At 69.9% G+C, this 17699-nt stretch carries 17 protein-coding genes; 9 read left to right on the top strand and 8 right to left on the bottom strand.

The annotated features are described in order from the left end of the window. The first annotated feature begins 71 nt into the window (after nt 1–71). The 6 genes from ACFZAT_RS16875 (at nt 72) to pknB (ending at nt 8166) form a co-directional block, all read left to right on the top strand. Nucleotides 72–956, top strand: a complete 885-nt coding sequence (locus ACFZAT_RS16875) for an FhaA domain-containing protein (RefSeq protein WP_391264994.1) — start codon at nt 72–74, stop codon at nt 954–956. 10 nt (nt 957–966) lie between these two features. Beyond that, nucleotides 967–1479: an FHA domain-containing protein gene (locus tag ACFZAT_RS16880; RefSeq protein WP_018101923.1), complete on the top strand. Its 513-nt coding sequence runs from the start codon at nt 967–969 to the stop codon at nt 1477–1479. A 129-nt stretch (nt 1480–1608) separates the two neighbouring features. Continuing rightward, the gene (locus ACFZAT_RS16885; RefSeq protein ID WP_391264995.1) at nt 1609–3114 is read left to right on the top strand and encodes a Stp1/IreP family PP2C-type Ser/Thr phosphatase; all 1506 of its coding nucleotides are present in this window, start codon (nt 1609–1611) and stop codon (nt 3112–3114) included. Nucleotides 3115–3137: 23 nt separating this feature from the next. Further along, a complete protein-coding gene (locus ACFZAT_RS16890; protein WP_391264996.1) occupies nt 3138–4550 on the top strand; it encodes an FtsW/RodA/SpoVE family cell cycle protein in 1413 nt (470 codons plus the stop codon). After that, a complete protein-coding gene (locus tag ACFZAT_RS16895) occupies nt 4547–6004 on the top strand; it encodes a penicillin-binding transpeptidase domain-containing protein (protein ID WP_391264997.1) in 1458 nt (485 codons plus the stop codon). The genes ACFZAT_RS16890 and ACFZAT_RS16895 overlap by 4 nt, the downstream gene beginning before the upstream one ends. Before the next feature lie 167 nt (nt 6005–6171). After that, nucleotides 6172–8166, top strand: a complete 1995-nt coding sequence (pknB, locus tag ACFZAT_RS16900; protein ID WP_391264998.1) for a Stk1 family PASTA domain-containing Ser/Thr kinase — start codon at nt 6172–6174, stop codon at nt 8164–8166. Nucleotides 8167–8248: 82 nt separating this feature from the next. Here pknB and ACFZAT_RS16905 read toward each other — a convergent pair whose 3' ends face one another. The 5 genes from ACFZAT_RS16905 to ACFZAT_RS16925 all read right to left on the bottom strand — a co-directional run bounded on the left by ACFZAT_RS16905 (nt 8249) and on the right by ACFZAT_RS16925 (nt 12057). Next, on the bottom strand, nt 8249–8977 hold the full coding sequence (locus tag ACFZAT_RS16905) for a class E sortase (RefSeq protein ID WP_391264999.1): 729 nt from the start codon (nt 8975–8977) through the stop codon (nt 8249–8251). Between the two features lie 33 nt (nt 8978–9010). Beyond that, the gene (locus tag ACFZAT_RS16910) at nt 9011–10378 is read right to left on the bottom strand and encodes a class E sortase (protein ID WP_391265000.1); all 1368 of its coding nucleotides are present in this window, start codon (nt 10376–10378) and stop codon (nt 9011–9013) included. Further along, the gene (locus ACFZAT_RS16915; protein WP_391265001.1) at nt 10375–11013 is read right to left on the bottom strand and encodes an aminodeoxychorismate/anthranilate synthase component II; all 639 of its coding nucleotides are present in this window, start codon (nt 11011–11013) and stop codon (nt 10375–10377) included. The genes ACFZAT_RS16910 and ACFZAT_RS16915 overlap by 4 nt, the downstream gene beginning before the upstream one ends. Continuing rightward, nucleotides 11010–11195, bottom strand: coding sequence for a hypothetical protein (locus tag ACFZAT_RS16920; protein ID WP_018101915.1), 186 nt, complete (start codon nt 11193–11195; stop codon nt 11010–11012). The genes ACFZAT_RS16915 and ACFZAT_RS16920 overlap by 4 nt, the downstream gene beginning before the upstream one ends. A 94-nt stretch (nt 11196–11289) precedes the next feature. Then, a complete protein-coding gene (locus tag ACFZAT_RS16925; protein WP_391265002.1) occupies nt 11290–12057 on the bottom strand; it encodes a DUF881 domain-containing protein in 768 nt (255 codons plus the stop codon). Between the two features lie 141 nt (nt 12058–12198). Here ACFZAT_RS16925 and crgA point away from each other — a divergent pair, with 141 nt between their 5' ends. Continuing rightward, nucleotides 12199–12453 carry a cell division protein CrgA gene (gene crgA / locus ACFZAT_RS16930; protein ID WP_265543105.1) on the top strand — a complete coding sequence of 85 codons (255 nt, stop codon included), beginning with the start codon at nt 12199–12201 and terminating at the stop codon, nt 12451–12453. A gap of 308 nt (nt 12454–12761) precedes the next feature. Here the strand turns inward: crgA and ACFZAT_RS16935 are convergent, their stop codons facing one another. After that, the gene (locus ACFZAT_RS16935; protein ID WP_391265031.1) at nt 12762–13661 is read right to left on the bottom strand and encodes a rhomboid family intramembrane serine protease; all 900 of its coding nucleotides are present in this window, start codon (nt 13659–13661) and stop codon (nt 12762–12764) included. A gap of 155 nt (nt 13662–13816) precedes the next feature. Continuing rightward, nucleotides 13817–14344, bottom strand: coding sequence for a peptidylprolyl isomerase (locus ACFZAT_RS16940; RefSeq protein ID WP_391265003.1), 528 nt, complete (start codon nt 14342–14344; stop codon nt 13817–13819). A gap of 305 nt (nt 14345–14649) precedes the next feature. On the opposite strand from ACFZAT_RS16940, the gene ACFZAT_RS16945 reads away from it, so the two are divergent. Beyond that, nucleotides 14650–15390, top strand: coding sequence for a DUF5324 family protein (locus ACFZAT_RS16945; RefSeq protein WP_391265004.1), 741 nt, complete (start codon nt 14650–14652; stop codon nt 15388–15390). Between the two features lie 188 nt (nt 15391–15578). Continuing rightward, nucleotides 15579–16295 carry a response regulator gene (locus tag ACFZAT_RS16950; RefSeq protein ID WP_391265005.1) on the top strand — a complete coding sequence of 239 codons (717 nt, stop codon included), beginning with the start codon at nt 15579–15581 and terminating at the stop codon, nt 16293–16295. Here ACFZAT_RS16950 and ACFZAT_RS16955 read toward each other — a convergent pair. Further along, nucleotides 16244–17527 (bottom strand): ATP-binding protein, encoded by a 1284-nt coding sequence (locus tag ACFZAT_RS16955; RefSeq protein WP_391265006.1) that lies wholly within the window; start codon nt 17525–17527, stop codon nt 16244–16246. The two genes, ACFZAT_RS16950 and ACFZAT_RS16955, sit on opposite strands and share 52 nt — an antisense overlap. Between the last annotated feature and the right edge of the window lie 172 nt (nt 17528–17699).

Consider the following 17699-nt stretch of genomic DNA (forward strand, 5'->3'; position numbering starts at 1 on the left):
CAGCCGATTTCCCGACGCGTGGATACGATCAGTAAGCAGTACAGGGACGACGACACCGGAGGAGGTGCCCCATGGGAGTGATGAAGCGCTTCGAGCAGCGTCTCGAAGGTCTGGTCAACGGCACTTTCGCCAAGGTCTTCAAGTCCGAGGTCCAGCCGGTAGAGATCGCGGGTGCCCTCCAGCGGGAGTGCGACAACAACGCCACCATCTGGAACCGCGAGCGGACCGTCGTCCCCAACGACTTCATCGTCGAGCTCAGCGCCCCCGACTACGAGCGCCTGAGCCCGTACTCCGGCCAGCTCGGCGACGAGCTCTCCGGTCTCGTCCGGGACTACGCCAAGCAGCAGCGGTACACGTTCATGGGCCCCATCAAGGTCCACCTGGAGAAGGCCGAGGATCTCGACACCGGCCTCTACCGGGTCCGCAGCCGCACTCTGGCGTCGAGTTCGTCACAGGGCCAGGGGCAGGGTCAGGGCCCGGCACAGGGCCAGAGCTACGGCGGCCAGTCCCCCCAGCAGGGGTACTCCGGCCGTCCCGCCCCGCAGGCTCCGGGCGGTTACGGCTACCCGCCCACCTCCGCCCCGCCCATGCCCGCCGGCCCGCCGCCGGGTGCCGGGCGGCACGGCGGTCCGGACCGGCGCCCGCCGGCCACTCCCACCTCCCTGCCGAACGTGCAGGTGCGGCGCTGGATCGAGATCAACGGCACCCGCCACCAGATCTCCCGCCCGACGCTGGTCATGGGCCGCAGCACCGACGCCGATGTGCGGATCGACGACCCCGGCGTCTCCCGCCGGCACTGTGAGATCAGGACCGGAACGCCCTCGACGATCCAGGATCTCGGGTCTACCAACGGCATCGTGGTAGACGGGCAGCACACCACCCGCGCTACGCTCCGCGACGGCTCGCGGATCGTCGTGGGCAGCACCACCATCGTTTACCGGCAAGCCGAAGGGTGAAGCGGGGGCAATGTCAGAGCTGACCCTGACGGTCATGCGGCTAGGTTTCCTGGCTGTTCTGTGGCTGTTCGTGATCGTGGCCGTCCAGGTCATTCGCAGCGACCTGTTCGGAACGCGCGTCACGCAGCGCGGCTCACGCCGCACCGCCAACGACGCGCGTCCGCCCCAGGGACGCCAGAACGCGGCACCGCCGCAGCAGCGCCAGCAGCCCGGCCGCCAGCGCCGGGGTGCGCCGACCAAGCTGGTCGTCTCCGAGGGCACGCTCACCGGCACCACGGTGGCGCTCCAGGGGCAGACCATCACGCTCGGCCGTGCCCATGATTCAACGATCGTGCTGGACGACGACTACGCGTCCAGCAGGCATGCCAGGATCTACCCCGACCGTGACGGCCAGTGGATCGTCGAGGATCTCGGGTCCACCAACGGCACGTACCTGGACCGGACCCGCCTCACCACCCCGACGCCCGTTCCGCTGGGCGCGCCGATCCGGATCGGCAAGACCGTCATCGAGCTGCGGAAGTAGTACGACAATGAGCGAGCGGAGCGAGCGAGCCGCGGGGGTCCGGGCATCGGACCCGGCCTGGCTCCCGACCGGAGGGTGGGCAGTGTGGCTCGAGACCGGCTGTACCCCGAACCGACGGGTGAGGTGCGCATGAGTCTGTCCCTGCGCTTCGCCGCCGGGTCGCACAAGGGCATGATCCGGGAGGGGAACGAGGACTCCGGTTACGCCGGACCCCGCCTTCTCGCGATCGCCGACGGCATGGGCGGCCAGGCGGCCGGTGAGGTCGCCAGTTCCGAGGTGATCTCCACCCTCGTCCAGCTCGATGACGACGTCCCGGGCTCCGACATCCTCACCTCGCTCGGTACGGCGGTCCAGCGGGCCAACGACCAGCTGCGGATGATGGTCGAGGAGGACCCGCAGCTGGAGGGCATGGGCACCACGCTCACCGCCCTGCTCTGGACCGGCCAGCGCCTCGGCCTGGTGCACGTCGGCGACTCGCGCGCGTACCTGCTGCGCGACGGCGTGCTCACCCAGATCACGCAGGACCACACCTGGGTCCAGCGGCTGGTGGACGAGGGCCGGATCACCGAGGAGGAGGCCACCACCCACCCGCAGCGCTCCCTGCTGATGCGCGCGCTGGGCAGTGGCGACCACGTCGAACCCGACCTCTCCATCCGTGAGGTCCGGGCCGGCGACCGCTATCTGATCTGCTCCGACGGGCTCTCCGGCGTCGTCTCCCACCAGACGATGGAGGAGACGCTCGCCAGCTACCAGGGCCCGCAGGAGACCATCCAGGACCTGATCCAGCTCGCCCTGCGCGGCGGCGGACCGGACAACATCACCTGCATCGTCGCCGATGTCTTCGACGTCGACAGCAACGACACCCTGGCCGGGCAGCTCAATGACACCCCGGTCGTCGTCGGCGCGGTCGCCGAGAACCAGGCGGCCCAGCTGCACGACGGCGGCGCGATGCAGACGCCCGCCGGCCGTGCGGCCGGCCTCGGCCGTCCCGTACCGCCGCCCTCCGGCAGCTTCGGCCCGCCCGGCAGCGGCGACGACTCCGGCTACGACGGGATGCCCGAGGGGTCCTTCGGGTCCTACTCCGACGACGACTTCGTCAAGGGCGGTGGCCGCAAGTGGCTCAAGCGGTCCCTTTACGTGGCGCTGGCGCTGGCCGTGGTCGGCGGCGGCCTCTACGGCGGCTACCGCTGGACCCAGACCCAGTTCTACGTCGGCGCGAAGAGCGACAACGTCGCGCTGTACCGGGGCATCAGCCAGGACCTGGGCTGGCTCTCGCTCTCGAAGGTCGAGACGGACCATCCCGAGATCGAACTCAAGTACCTCCCGGCCTACCAGCGCAAGAAGGTCGAGGCGACGATCGCCGAGGGCAGCCTCGCCGATGCCCGCGAGAAGATCAGCGAGCTCTCCGTCCAGGCGTCCGCCTGCAAGAAGGACGAGCAGCGCCGCGCCGCCGAGAAGGCGCACGGCGACGAGGGTCAGGCACAGGGCACGGACACCGACGCCACGAAGGCGTCCAAGTCCGCCAAGACATCCGGTGGCGACACCAAGTCCGAGCAGACTTCCACGACTCCCACTCCTGGGCCCAGCCTCTCGGAGGAAGAGAAGAAGCTGGTCCCGCAGTGCGGTAAGAAGTAGAGCCGTAGGGGGCCTTCAGCACCATGAGCGTTGTCACCAACACGACCACGATCGGCGCGATCGACGCGCCGAGCCGGCGCAACACCGAACTGATGTTGATGGTTTTCGCCATCGCCATCTCGGTGTTCGCCTACGCCAACGTGGGCCTGGCCATGGACGGCAAGCTGCCGTCCGGCATGTTCGGCTACGGAGCGGGGCTCATCCTGCTCGGCGGTGTCGCCCATCTCGTGGTGCGGAAGTTCGCCCGGTACGCCGACCCGCTGCTGCTGCCGCTGGCCACGCTGCTCAACGGGCTGGGATTGGTGCTGATCTGGCGGCTCGACCAGTCGCCGAAGCTGATCAGGGATGCGGAGAACTACTACGGGGCGTTCACCCCGTCCGCTCCCCGGCAGCTGATGTACTCGGCGGTCGGTGTGGCGCTCTTCGTCGGCGTGCTGCTGCTGCTGAAGGACCACCGCATCCTGCAGCGCTACACGTACATCTCGATGGTGGCCGCGCTGTTCCTGCTGATCCTTCCCATGTTCTTTCCGGCCAAGTTCGGCGCGAAGATCTGGATCAACATCGCCGGATTCTCCATCCAGCCCGGGGAGTTCGCGAAGATCATCATCGCGATCTTCTTCGCCGGCTATCTCATGGTCAAACGCGACGCGCTGGCACTCGCCAGCCGCCGCTTCATGGGGCTGTACCTGCCGCGCGGGCGCGACCTGGGCCCCATCCTCGTCATCTGGGCCCTGTCGATCCTGATCCTGGTCTTCGAGACCGACCTCGGAACGTCGCTGTTGTTCTTCGGGCTTTTCGTGATCATGCTGTACGTCGCCACCGAGCGGACCAGCTGGATCGTCTTCGGTCTCCTGATGTCGGCTGCGGGAGCTGTGGGAGTCGCGAGCTTCGAGCCGCACGTCGAGGCCCGCGTAAACGCCTGGAAGGACCCGTTCAAGTGCTTCCACACGAACAACTCCTGTGAGCAGATCGGGAACGCCATCATGTCGTTCGGTTCGGGCGGCACGCTCGGTACCGGATGGGGCCAGGGCCACTCCGACCTGATCGGCTTCGCCGCCAACGCCGACTTCATCCTCTCCACCGTCGGTGAGGAACTCGGCCTCGCCGGGATGATGGCCGTCCTGCTGGTCTACGGCCTGATCGTCGAGCGCGGTGTCCGCACGGCACTCGCCGCCCGCGACCCGTTCGGCAAGCTCCTCGCGATCGGGCTCTCCGGCGCCTTCGCGATCCAGGTCTTCGTCGTCGCCGGCGGCGTCATGGGCCTGATCCCGCTCACCGGCATGACGATGCCGTTCCTCGCAGCCGGCGGTTCGTCCGTGATCGCCAACTGGGCCCTGATCGGCATCCTCATCCGCATCAGCGACACCGCCCGTCGCCCCGCGCCCGCCCCCGCACCCTCGACCGACGCCGAGATGACCCAGGTGGTCCGCCCGTGAACAAGCCCCTGCGCCGGATCGCGATCTTCTGCGGCGTCCTGATCTTCGCCCTGCTCGCGCGGACCAACTACCTGCAGTACGTGAAGGCCGACGCCCTCAACACCCGCGACGAGAACCGCCGCGTCCGCATCGAGCGGTACGCCCACGAGCGCGGCAACATCATCGTGGACGGCAAGTCGATCACCGGGTCCGCCGAGACCAAGGGCAGCGACTTCAAGTACAAGCGGGTCTGGAAGGACGGGCCCATGTGGGCCCCCGTGACCGGCTACTCCTCGCAGGCGTTCGGCGCTACCCAGCTGGAGAACCTCGAGGACGGCATCCTCACCGGCAACGACGACCAGCTCTTCTTCAACCGGACGATGTCGATGTTCACCGGTGAGGAGAGGACCGGCGGCAACGTCGTCACCACGCTCAACGGCGCGGCCCAGAAGGCCGCCTTCGAGGGCCTCGGCAAGAAGAAGGGCGCCGTCGTCGCCCTCGACCCGGGGACCGGAGCGATCCTGGCGCTCGCCAGCACCCCCTCGTACGACCCCTCGTCCTTCGCGGGCAACGGCCTGTCCGACAGCAAGGCCTGGCAGTCCCTGAAGGACGACAAGAACAAGCCCATGCTCAACCGGGCGCTGCGTGAGACCTACCCGCCCGGGTCGACGTTCAAGGTCGTCACCGCCGCCGCCGCCCTGGAGAACGGGCTCTACGAGGACATCGACGAGGACACCAAGTCGCCGCTGCCCTGGCGCCTGCCGCAGACGAGCCAGGACCTGCCCAACGAGGGCAACATCCCGTGCGAGAACGCCTCGCTCCGCAAGGCGCTGCGCTACTCCTGCAACACCGTCTTCGGCAAGATCAGCGATGACCTGGGCAACCAGAAGATGATCGACGAGGCCAACAAGTTCGGCTTCAACAAGGAGATCTTCACCCCGGTCCGCGCGGACGCCAGCGTGTACCCCGAGGACAACCGGCCGCAGAACGCCATGGCGGGCATCGGCCAGGCGTCCAACCGCGCCACCCCGCTCCAGATGGCGATGGTCGCCTCCGCCGTCGCCAACGACGGCAAGCTGATGCAGCCGTACATGGTCGCCGAGCGCAAGGCGCCCAACCTGGACGTGATCTACACGCACGAGAAGGAAGAGTTCAGCCGGCCCCTCTCGGCGGAGAACGCCCAGAAGCTCCAGGGCATGATGGAGACCGTCGTCAAGGAGGGCACCGGCACGAACGCCCAGATCCCGAACGTCACGGTCGGCGGCAAGACCGGTACGGCCCAGAACGGTCTGAACAACAAGGGGAACCCGTACGCGTGGTTCATCTCGTACGCGAAGACCGACAAGGGTTCCCCGGTGGCCGTGGCCGTCGTCGTGGAGGACAGCGACGCCGGCCGCGCCGAGATCTCCGGTGGTGGCCTGGCCGCCCCGATCGCGAAGTCGGTCATGAAGGCGGTCATCGACAGCGAGAAGTGAGACCGCTCACACCCGGCCGTGAAAGCGACTCTGTGGATACCGGTCGGATATCAGGTACCGCCTCCGGGCCGATCAGCTGATGCGCGGCCGGTAGCGTATGCGCGAACAGCACACCGCCGGACCGCGCACCGGTGCGGTCAGGACTGACGGAGAGGGCTGGAACAGTTATGGAAGAGCCGCGTCGCCTCGGCGGCCGGTACGAGCTGGGCTCGGTGCTCGGCCGTGGTGGCATGGCCGAGGTCTACCTCGCCCACGACACCCGGCTCGGCCGCACTGTCGCCGTGAAGACGCTCCGGGCGGACCTCGCCCGCGACCCGTCCTTCCAAGCCCGGTTCCGCCGTGAGGCCCAGTCCGCCGCCTCGCTCAACCATCCGGCGATCGTCGCGGTGTACGACACCGGCGAGGACTACGTCGACGGGGTCTCCATCCCGTACATCGTCATGGAGTACGTCGACGGCTCGACGCTCCGCGAGCTGCTGCACTCCGGGCGCAGACTGCTGCCCGAGCGGACGCTCGAAATGACGGTGGGCATCCTTCAGGCGCTGGAGTACTCGCACCGCGCGGGCATCGTCCACCGCGACATCAAGCCGGCCAACGTCATGCTGACCCGGACCGGACAGGTCAAGGTCATGGACTTCGGCATCGCCCGCGCCATGGGCGACTCCGGTATGACGATGACCCAGACCGCGGCCGTCATCGGCACCGCCCAGTACCTCTCCCCGGAGCAGGCCAAGGGCGAGCAGGTCGACGCGCGGTCCGACCTCTACTCGACCGGCTGCCTGCTCTACGAGCTGCTGACCGTCCGGCCGCCGTTCGTCGGGGACTCCCCGGTGGCGGTCGCGTACCAGCACGTACGGGAAGAGCCGCAGCCGCCGAGCAACTTCGACCCCGAGATCACGCCCGCGATGGACGCGATCGTGCTGAAGGCGCTCACCAAGGACCCCGACTACCGCTACCAGTCCGCGGACGAGATGCGCGCCGACATCGAGGCGTGCCTCGACGGCCAGCCGGTCGCCGCGACGGCGGCGATGGGTGCGGCGGGCTACGGCGGCGGCTACCCCGGCGGGTACGACAACGACCAGCCGACCACCGCGCTGCGCGCCGCCGACCAGAGCGGCGAGCGCACGTCGATGCTGCCGCCGGTCAACCCGGACGACGGCGGCTACGGCTACGACGACCGCCCCGACCGCCGCAGGCAGAAGAAGAACCACACCTCGACGATCCTCCTGGTCGTCGCGGGCATCCTGGTGCTGATCGGCGCGATCCTCATCGGCAAGGCGGTCTTCGGGGGCGGCGGCGGAGACGACGGCGCGTTCGACGTGCCCACCGTGGTCGGCACCACGGTGAAGGACGCCCAGAAGCTGGCCGACAACACCAACATCGTCCTCAAGGTCGGTCCGAAGGAAGAGTGCAAGGACCAGCCCAAGGGCAAGATCTGCCGCCAGACACCGGAGGACGGGAAGATGAAGGAGCAGGAGACCCTCACGGTCTTCGTCTCCAGCGGCCCGCCGAAGGTCGATGTGCCGGACGTCACCGAGAAGTCCGAGGACAACGCCCGCGAGATCCTTGAGAAGCGGGGCTTCACCGTCAACGTCACCTCGGTCGAGTCCGACCAGGCCGATCCCGGCACCGTCCTGGAGCAGTCCCCGAAGGGCGACACCAAGGCCGAGGAGAACTCCGAGGTCACGCTCAAGGTCGCCACGGAGAAGCTGCTCACGGTGCCGAACGTGTCCACCCGCTCGTACGACGAAGCGGTGGCCCAGCTGAAGGGGATCGGCTTCACCAACATCGGCAGGTCCGACGAGGACTCCGACAAGCCGGCGAACGAGGTGATCGGCCAGAACCCCGCGCCGGACACCAAGGCCGGCAAGGACACCTCGATCATCCTCAAGGTCTCCAAGGGCCCGACGCAGCCCCCGACGGCGGCCATCCCCGAGGTCCGCATGCACAAGGTCTCCGAGGCCAAGCAGATGCTGACCCAGGCCGGCTTCACGAACATCCAGTTCGCCGAAGGCAGCTCGGACGACGACAACGCCATTGTCGCCAACGCCGACCCGCAACCCGGCACACAGTCCGACCCGGCCACCACCACGGTCACTCTCACCACGGTGGGCGGAGGCAACGTCGTCGCCGGGCCGAACGGCGGCGGCAGGGGCCACTGACCCGCTCTCCGCACCCGGTACGAACAGAGGGCCCCGGTCACCTTCGCGGTGACCGGGGCCCTCTGCCGTGACGCCGCAGTCGTCAGCGCAGCTCCGGCGGCTTCGTGCGGTCGCGGTCGACCTTCTCCGTACGGACCAGCTCGCCCCACACGATGTAGCGGTACTTGGACGTATAGACCGGGGTGCAGGTCGTGAGCGTGATGTAGCGGCCGGCCTTCTTCACGCCCGAGCCCTTCGGGACGGCCCCCAGCACGTCGACGTTGTACTTCGACGTCTCCGGCAGCTCGCTGAAGACCTTGTAGACGTACCAGGTGTCCTTCGTCTCGAAGACGATCGCGTCCCCGGTCTTCACCTTGTCGATGTTGTGGAACTTCGCCCCGTGCCCGTCCCGGTGGGCGGCCAGCGCGAAGTTGCCCTCCTTGGCGGAGGGAAGCGCGGATTTCACCGGATCGGTGTAGTAGCCGGCGACCCCGTCGTTGAGGGTTTCGGTGTCGGTGCCCTTCTTGACGAGCACCTCGCCGTTCTTCATCGACGGGACGTGGAGGAAGCCGATGCCGTCCTTGGTGTCCAGCGCGCCGGGGCCGTCGGCCCACTTGTCGCGGACGGTGTGGCCCTGCTTGGTGGCCTCGCGGTCGGCCAGCACGTTCGTCCACCACAGCGAGTAGACGACGAAGAGGCCGAGCACCAGACCTGCGGTGATGAGCAGTTCACCGAAGACACTGACCGCCGTCGCGATGGGATGGCGGCCGCCCTTCCGCGCGGGTGGCGCGGACTCGTCGGTCCGCTCCTGGTCCTCGGTCGTCGCTGTCATAGCACCGCCCTGTCGTCATGGCGTGGGGCCCGTTCAGTCCGCGAGCACGTCGGGCTTCCCCTCGCTGCGCGGCCGTTCGTCGACCATCTTGCCCCAGACGATCAAACGGTACGTACTCGTGAATTCCGGCGTACACGTCGTCAAGGTGATGTACCGGCCGGGCTTGGTGAAGCCGGACTGCTTCGGCACCGGCGCGATCACGGAGACGTTGGAGGGCGAGGTCTGCGCCAGCACGCTCGTCATCTCGTACGTGTAGTACGCCTCCCGGGTCTCGACCACGATCGGGTCACCGGGCTTCAGGCGGTTGATGTAACGGAACGGTTCGCCATGGGTGTTGCGGTGGCCGGCCAGCGCGAAGTTGCCCTCCTTGGCGGAAGGCATCGCCGTCTTCAGCGGCTTCTCGCTGTAGTGGCCGACCATGCCCCGGTCGAGGACCTTCTCCTTGCTGGTGCCCTCGGCGATCGGCGTGACGACGTCCAGCTTGGGGATGTGGATGATGGCGAAGCCCTGCCCCGGCTCGAACGCCTCCTGTTTCTCGGGGGTGTTCTCGTTCTTGGCCCAGTCGTCCTGGATCTTGTGGGTCTCCCGGCCGGCGATCTGGTCGGCGCGCACATTCGTCCACCAGAGCTGGTAGGTGACGAACAGCAGCATCAGGACGCCCAGGGTGATGAAGATTTCACCGATGCCCCGGCTGATGACGATCGCGGGGCTGTCCTTGGCGGCCTTGGCCGCGCGGCGCGCCTCCATGCGGGTCATGGGCTTCGCCGGGGCCCCGTCCGGCGCGGCGCCCGCCGGACGCGGCGGCGCGGAACGCCGTCTGCCACGGCCCTTCGCGGCGCGCCTGCGCTCGGCACGGCCGCCGGTGGGCGGGGGCGCGGGCGTGGCCGCGTCGGATACGCCTCCGGGCTCCTCGGCCTCGGCGGGCGCCTCCGGCTCCGGGTGAGGCGCGGGCACGACCGGGGCGTCCGCGTCTATTCGCCCGAGGATCTCGGTGGCGGGCTCCACGGCCTCGCCGCCCGGGGGCTGCGGGACGGCCGCGGGGCCCGGGTCGAGCGGGGCGTACGGATCGGGCGCGGGCTGCGACGCCTCCGAAGGCGGCTGTACGGGCTCCTGGTGGCCGTACCAGTCGCGCTGGTACCCGGCGGGGTCGTACCACTCCTGCGGGGCCTGCGGGGGGTCCTGTGGCTCGTAGTGCGCCTGCTGCTGCGGAACCACGGGCTGCGGAACCACGGGCTGCGGGACCACGGGCTCCGGGACCACGGGCTCCGGGCCCGGCAGCGGGTCGTTCAACGGGTCCGCCAGCCGGTGGACCGCCGCCTCGAACGCGCCCGGGTCCTCGTACGCCCTCGGATCGTGCGGGTCGTCCTGCCCTGCCCCGGCTCCGTGGCGGGGTGGGGTCACGCGACGGCCTTGCCCACCACCGGAGCGAGCCCCGCCGACCTCTCGACGGCTCCGGTGTCCCCGCAGCGCACCAGCCAGTTGGCCAGCATCAGGTGGCCGTGCTCGGTGAGCACCGACTCCGGGTGGAACTGCACGCCCTCGACGGCCAGCTCGCGGTGGCGGAGGCCCATGATGATGCCGTCGGCGGTCCGCGCGGTGACCTCCAGCTCGTCGGGCACGGTGTCCGGCTCGGCGGCGAGCGAGTGGTAGCGGGTCGCGGTGAACGGCGAGGGCAGGCCGGCGAACACGCCCGCGCCCTCGTGGAGGACCGGCGAGGTCTTGCCGTGCAGCAGTTCGGGGGCGCGGCCGACGACGCCGCCGTACGCCACGGCCATGGACTGCATGCCCAGGCAGACCCCGAAGACCGGGACGCCGGTCGCCGCGCAGTGCCGCACCATGTCGACGCAGACGCCCGCGTACTCCGGGGTGCCGGGGCCGGGCGAGAGCAGGACGCCGTCGAAGCCGTCCTGCGCGTGGGCCGTGGTCACCTCGTCGTTGCGCAGCACCTCGCACTCGGCACCGAGCTGGTAGAGGTACTGGACGAGGTTGAAGACGAAGCTGTCGTAGTTGTCCACGACGAGGATGCGGGCGCTCATCGGGCGGCCCCCGTCGGCGCGCTCGCTCCGTCGACCGTCACATCGCCGAACGGAAGCAGCGGCTCCGCCCACGGGAAGACGTACTGGAACAGCACATAGACGACCGCCAGGGCGAGCACGAGCGAAATGAACGCACGCACCCACACGTTGCCCGGCAGATGCCGCCAGATCCAGCTGTACATCCAGACCCTCCATTCGGTACCGGGTCCAGACTAAAGGGCCCGGGGCCCGGCGTGGGATGCCTGTGGAAAGCTGTGCGGCGCCTGTCGCCGTCTGCTACTTCACCGGCTCCGCGTAGTGCAGGTCCACCGTGCCCGAGTAGCCGGGGAGGGTCGCCGCCCCCTGCTCGTCGACCTTCCAGCCGAGCCCGTACGCCTGCACGTACAGGAGGTAGTTCTGGATCGCGGGCGAGGCATCCAGCGCCCGGCGCAGCGCATCGGGGTCGCCGACCGCGGTGATCTTGTACGGGGGTGAGTAGACCCGGCCCTGGAGGATCAGGGTGTTGCCGACGCAGCGCACGGCGCTGGTGGAGATCAGCCGCTGGTCCATGACCTTGACGCCCTGGGCGCCGCCCTGCCAGAGGGCGTTGACGACCGCCTGGAGGTCCTGCTGGTGGATGACCAGGTCGTTGGGCTGCGGATCGGGGTAGCCGGGGCTGGCGGTGGCATTGGGCGGGGCGTCGTTGAGGGTGACGGATACGGCGGGGCCGGACAGCTCGGTGGTGCCCGCGGTCCGCTCCAGCGCCTTGAGCTTGGCGGCCTCCGCCTTGGTGCTGCCGTTGTCGCGCTGGGCGAGCCTGTCGATGTCCCCGCGCACGGAGGCGGCGGACTCCTCCAGGGCGGCGTTCTTCTCGCTTCGCTGCTGGATGAGGTCGGAGAGCTTGAGCAGTGAGGCGTCGGTCCGGATATTGGTCCCCTTCGCCGTATTCGCGCTGGTCACGAAGATGAGTCCGGCAAGGGCGAAAACGGCAGCCGTGAGCAGTCTGACCGGGTGCCGGAAGGTGCGGCGGACCGGCCCGGGGGGAGAGTCGGCAGAATTGCTCAACGTACCCTTATCTCCTTCGGTGCCACGGAAGGACTACGCTAACGGACGCCCGGGGGAGGCCACATTCCCCCTCGCGCCCCGCCCCGGCGCCAGCCACAGTTCCCTGCGCGGTCACGCAGCGCATCGACAGGAGAGTTCCTCGTGCCGAAGTCACGGATCCGCAAGAAGGCCGACTTCACGCCGCCCCCGGCGAAGCAGGCGACCAACATAAAGCTCACCAGCCGCAGCTGGGTGGCGCCCGTGATGCTGGCGCTCTTCCTGATCGGACTGGCCTGGATCGTCGTTTTCTATGTGACCGACGGCGACCTGCCGATCAAGTCGCTGGGGAACTGGAACATCGTCGTCGGCTTCGGCTTCATCGCCGGCGGCTTCGGCGTCTCCACACAGTGGAAGTAGCCCGCGCGACCGCGTAGAACCACACACCGGTCCCGCTCCGCAACCCCTGCCCTGAGTTACCCACAGCGTTATCCACAGGTGGGGGAAAAGGTCAGACGATCTGTGGATAACTCTCAGGCCGTTGACGCCGGTGTGACTGCAGCCGCCCCCGCCCGAGGGCGGAACGCCCCTTGTCCCGACTGGAAAAACCCAGCTCAGGGACAAGGGGCACAGTTGTACCCGCACTATGCACAAGATCAGGATCAGGCTGTGGAACCCTGTGGACAACTTCGGTCACAAATGGTCCACACTCGCCCCGGCGGTGACCTCTAAGTGAGGGCGGCCGTTCTCGTCACCACGATCAGGACGACGGCCACGAGCACCAGGGCACAGGTCCCGAACTGCACCAGATCACGCCGCTCACGCGGGGCGTGCACCATGCCGATCCCGATCAGCACTCCGGCGATCAGCCCACCGACGTGCGCCTGCCAGGCGATCCCGCCCCAGGGGTTGAAGGTGATGATCAGGTTGAGCACGAAGATCGCGATGACCGGGCGCATGTCGTAGTTCAGCCGGCGCATCAGTACGGCGGTGGCACCCAGCAGACCGTAGATGGCACCCGAGGCCCCCAGAGACGGCTGGTTCGGCTCCGCGAGCCAGTACGTCAGGGCACTGCCCGCCAGCCCGGAGAGCAGATACAGCGAGAGGAAGCGGACGCGGCCCAGCACCGCCTCCAGCGGGCCGCCCAGCCACCACAGCCCCAGCATGTTGAAGGCCAGGTGCCACGGTGCCTCGTGCAGGAACATCGCCGTCACCAGCCGGTACGGCTGACCCTCCGCGACGCCTTCGAGCGGCCCGTCGTCCGTGAAGACGTCACGGCCCAGGAGCTCGAGATGGTCGATCAGCGCGCCGTTCACCGCAGCTGCGACGAACACGGCGACATTGATCCCCAGCAGGATCTTGGTGATCAGCCGGGGGTCCGCCGCGACGACGCCCCCCGCCAGCGTGCGCGGCCGGGCGGCGGACGCGCCGTGCCCCGTACCGGACCCCTGGCGGACGCAGTCCGGGCACTGGAAGCCGACCGACGCGTCGACCATGCAGTCCGGGCAGATGGGCCGGTCGCAGCGGACGCACCGGACCGCCGTCTCCCGGTCCGGGTGGCGATAGCAGGGGGCCGGCCCCTCGACGGGCGGGGGCGGTCCGGACGCGCCCGGCGGCTGCTGGTCCATCGGTCCCATGGCTTCCCGGTCCCCTCGGTCCTCGTCGTCGCGCGGGTGCGCACGACACCGCCCCGCGCGTCCGTTCTGTCATGAGATACGGACGGGCGGGGCGGTTGGTTCCCGAACGTGGAATCGGAGAGTGAGCGAGCGGACGCGGAGGGCGATCAGCGCCTCTCGATGGCGACCGACTCGATGACGACGTCCTGCACCGGACGGTCGGTACGCGCGTTGGTCGCGGTCGCCCCGATGGTGTCCACCACCTCCCGGCTCTTCGCTCCCTCCACCTCACCGAAGATCGTGTGCTTGCCGGTCAGCCAGGCCGTCGGCGCGAGCGTGATGAAGAACTGCGAACCGTTGGTGCCCGGTCCGGCGTTGGCCATGGCCAGCAGATAGGGCTGGTTGAAAGCGAGGTCGGGGTGGAACTCGTCCCTGAACTCGTACCCCGGGCCGCCGGTGCCGTTCCCCAGCGGGTCACCGCCCTGAATCATGAAACCGCTGATCACGCGGTGGAAGACGGTGCCGTCATACAGCCGGCCCTTGGACTTCTGCCCGGTGGTCGGGTCCGTCCACTCACGCTCGCCCTCGGCGAGCTCGACGAAGTTCTTGACCGTCTTGGGAGCGTGGTTCGGCAGGAGCCGGATCTCGATGTCGCCCTTGTTGGTCTTCAAGGTGGCGTAAAGCTGCTCGGCCACGATCTGCCTTCCGTGAGTCTGCACGTGTGCTCTGCGCGACTGCGCCGCGCGCCGGCCCGGCGCGGTTCGCGGACCGTGCCGACGCCCCGATCCTTGCACGCGCCGGGCCCACACCCGCGCGGCACGGCCGGTGCGGCCAAGTGCGTGACGAACCGGCGCGATACGGGATGAACCATGGCATGGTCGTCGGAAGGTACCGAATGACCCGGATGCCCGCCCCACATGCCGCAGAGGGCCCGCGCAGGCATGATCTCGAATTGGGTGGAAAGGCGGAGTACCTACCCGCCACCAAGGAGGAGGATCCCGTGACCCGCATCGACAGCGTGCGTGCCGCAACCGACTCGGCGAGGGACAGCGTGCAGCACGCCGCGGAAGTGGTGGCGCCCTACGCCGACTCGGCCAAGGACCAGGCCGTTCACTATGCACACGAGGCCCGCACGCTGCTCGCACCGAAGGTGTCGAAGGCAGCCAAGCAGGCCCGTGTGCAGTACGGCGCGCACGTCGCCCCGCGTATCGAGCTCGCCCGCACACACGTACCCCCCAAGGTCGACGAGGTCGCCCAGCGCGCCGCGCTCCGCACCCGTCAGGCCGCCCGCAGCGCCGCGGACTACACCGTCCCGCGCATCGAGAGCGCCCGGGCCGCCGCCCAGCCGGTGGCCGAGGAAGCCGCCACCCGCAGCGCCGCCGCGGTGGCCGCCCTGCGCGGCCAGGTCACGGCGAAGCAGATCCGCAAGCTGGCCAGGAAGCACGAGCGGCGGGCCAGGGCGGGCAAGGCGTTCAAGGGCCTGGCCATCACCGGGATCCTGGCGGGCGCCGGCTACGCGGTGTGGCGCTGGTGGGACAAGCAGGCCAACCCCGAGTGGCTGGTGGAGCCGCCCGCCCCCACCGAGGTCGACGACCGCGCCCCGCTGTCCTCCGTCGACGGCAGCCCGCACGCCTCGACGCTGCTGGACCCCGAGGTCGAGGCCAAGCAGGCCGACGCCGAGGCGGCCGGCGAGGACGGCCCGGACGCCACGGGCGGCACGGCCCCGGACGACCGCGCCTGACCCGGGCACCCCGCACGACAGCACGCGCAGAACGGGCGCCGGAGGACCGCGAGGTCTCCCGGCGCCCGTCCGCGTACCCGGGACCCTCCCTCCGTACCGGAGTACCCGGGACCCTCCCTCCGTACCGAATGCGCGCGGTCGTTCTGTACTACCGTTCGGGCACCGGCAGGAGGCCGTGGAGGGGGAACGTGAGCGCTCGCATTCTGGTCGCCGAGGACGACGCGAAGCAGTCCCGTCTGATCCGGATCTATCTCGAAAGAGAAGGACACGCGGTCCATGTGGTCGCGGACGGACGGGCGGCGCTGGAACGGGCGCGCTCGGCGCGGCCCGACCTCATCGTCCTCGACGTGATGCTCCCCCTGGTCGACGGCCTCGACGTGTGCCGCATCCTGCGCACCGAGTCCGACGTGCCGATCCTGCTGCTCACCGCCCGGGTGGCCGAGGAGGACATGCTCCTCGGCCTCGACCTCGGCGCCGACGACTACCTCACCAAGCCGTACAGCCCGCGTGAGTTGACCGCTCGGGTGCGGGCGCTGCTGCGCCGCTCGGGAAGGTCCGGCGGGGGCGGCGGGCCCGCGGTGCTGCGGGTCGGCGAGGTGGAGCTCGACACCGCGCGGTTCGAGGTCCGGGTGGCGGGCCGGGCGGTGGAGCTGACCGCGAAGGAGTTCGCCATCCTGGAGACGCTCGCGCGGGAGCCGGGCCGGGTCTTCACGCGTGCCCAGATCATCGAGCGCGTCTTCGGTTTCGACCGGGACGTGCTGGAGAGGACCGTCGACGCCCATGTGATGAACATGCGGCGGAAGCTGGGGACGGGCCCGGACGGCAGCCATGTGGAGACGGTGTACGGGAGGGGCTACCGGCTCACGGACGGTCCCGTCTCCGCGTCACCCCCCGCCGGGGGTTGACCGTCCCGTGCCCGGGGAAGGGCGACCGCGAACGTCGTCCCCTCCCCGACCGTGCTGCGCACCTCGATGGCGCCCCCGTGGTCGGCGACGATCTGACGGGCGATCGACAGACCCAGTCCGCTGCCTCCGGTGGCCCGGTCCCGCGAGGCGTCCGCCCGCCAGAAGCGGTCGAAGAGCCGTGGCAGGTCATCGGCCGCTATCCCGGTGCCCGTGTCGCGTACCTCCAGTACGGCGCGGTCGCCGTCCCCGAGCAGGGCCAGGGTCACGGTTCCCCCCGGGGCGGTGGCCCGCAGCGCGTTGCCGACGAGGTTGCCGACGACCTGGCGCAGCCGGTCCGGGTCGGCCCGCGCGTACACCGGCCGCGGCGCCTCCAGGTTCAGTACGAGGCCGGCGGCCCCGGCCTGCGGGATGTGGGCGCGGTGGCTCGTCTCCAGGAGCTCGCGGAGATCGACGTCCCGGTGGTGGTAGGCCAGCGCGCCCGCCTCGGCCAGCGCGAGGTCCCGCAGGTCGTCCACGATCCGCTGCTGCAACAGCGCCTCCTCGTGGAGGGATTCGAGGAGTTCGGGGGTCGGTTCGAGGACCCCGTCGCGCAGGGCCTCCAGATAGCCCCGCAGATTGGCCAGCGGGGTGCGCAGCTCGTGCGCGATGTCGCTGGTGAGGCGGCGCTGGTGCTCCTCGCTCGCCTGGAGCGAGTCGGCCATGCGGTTGAAGGCCCCGCCGAGCTGCGCGATCTCGTCCCGTCCCGACGCGGGCACCCGCCGCCCCAGGTCGCCCTCGCCAAGCCCCTTCGCGGCGAGCGTCAGGGCGCGAACGGGACGCAGGACGGCCCTGCTCAGCAGCAGCCCGCCCAGGATGACCACGAGGGCCACGCCCCCGGCGACGGCCGCGGTGGGCGCGACGGCCAGGGTCGGCGGCGACTCGTCCCGGAAGCCGAGCGCGACCTCCAGGCGGGGCGGGGCCACGGAGGCGACGCGCTCGTCGAAGACCCGCTGCAAGCAGTCGGAGAACCGTTTCCCGGACTCGCACGCCCGCAGCGCGTCGAGATCCCGCGGCGTCAGCGCGTCGTACGCCTCCGTGGGCTCCGGACACTGAGCGGGCCTGTGCTCCGCGCGCACCGTCGGCACACCGAAGGCACCGGTGCCGGTGACGGTCCCGGCCCCCGCACGGGTCAGGCAGGCCGCGTCGGCGGCGTACGAACGGTAGTCGGAGACGGCGGAGGCGGTCTGCTTCACGGAGGCGCGCGGCACCTGCCCCGGGGGGAGCCGCAGCGTGGGGCGTGCGTCGACCAGGACCGGCGGGCGGGGGGGGGCGCGGGGGGGGGGGGGGCGCGGGGCGCGGGGGGGGGGGGGGGGGGCCGCCCGCGGCCCCCCCCCGACACACCCCACCCCAACGGCCGCCCAAAAG

The organism is Streptomyces sp. NPDC008163 (assembly GCF_042956885.1).
Taxonomy (GTDB): domain Bacteria; phylum Actinomycetota; class Actinomycetes; order Streptomycetales; family Streptomycetaceae; genus Streptomyces; species Streptomyces drozdowiczii_A.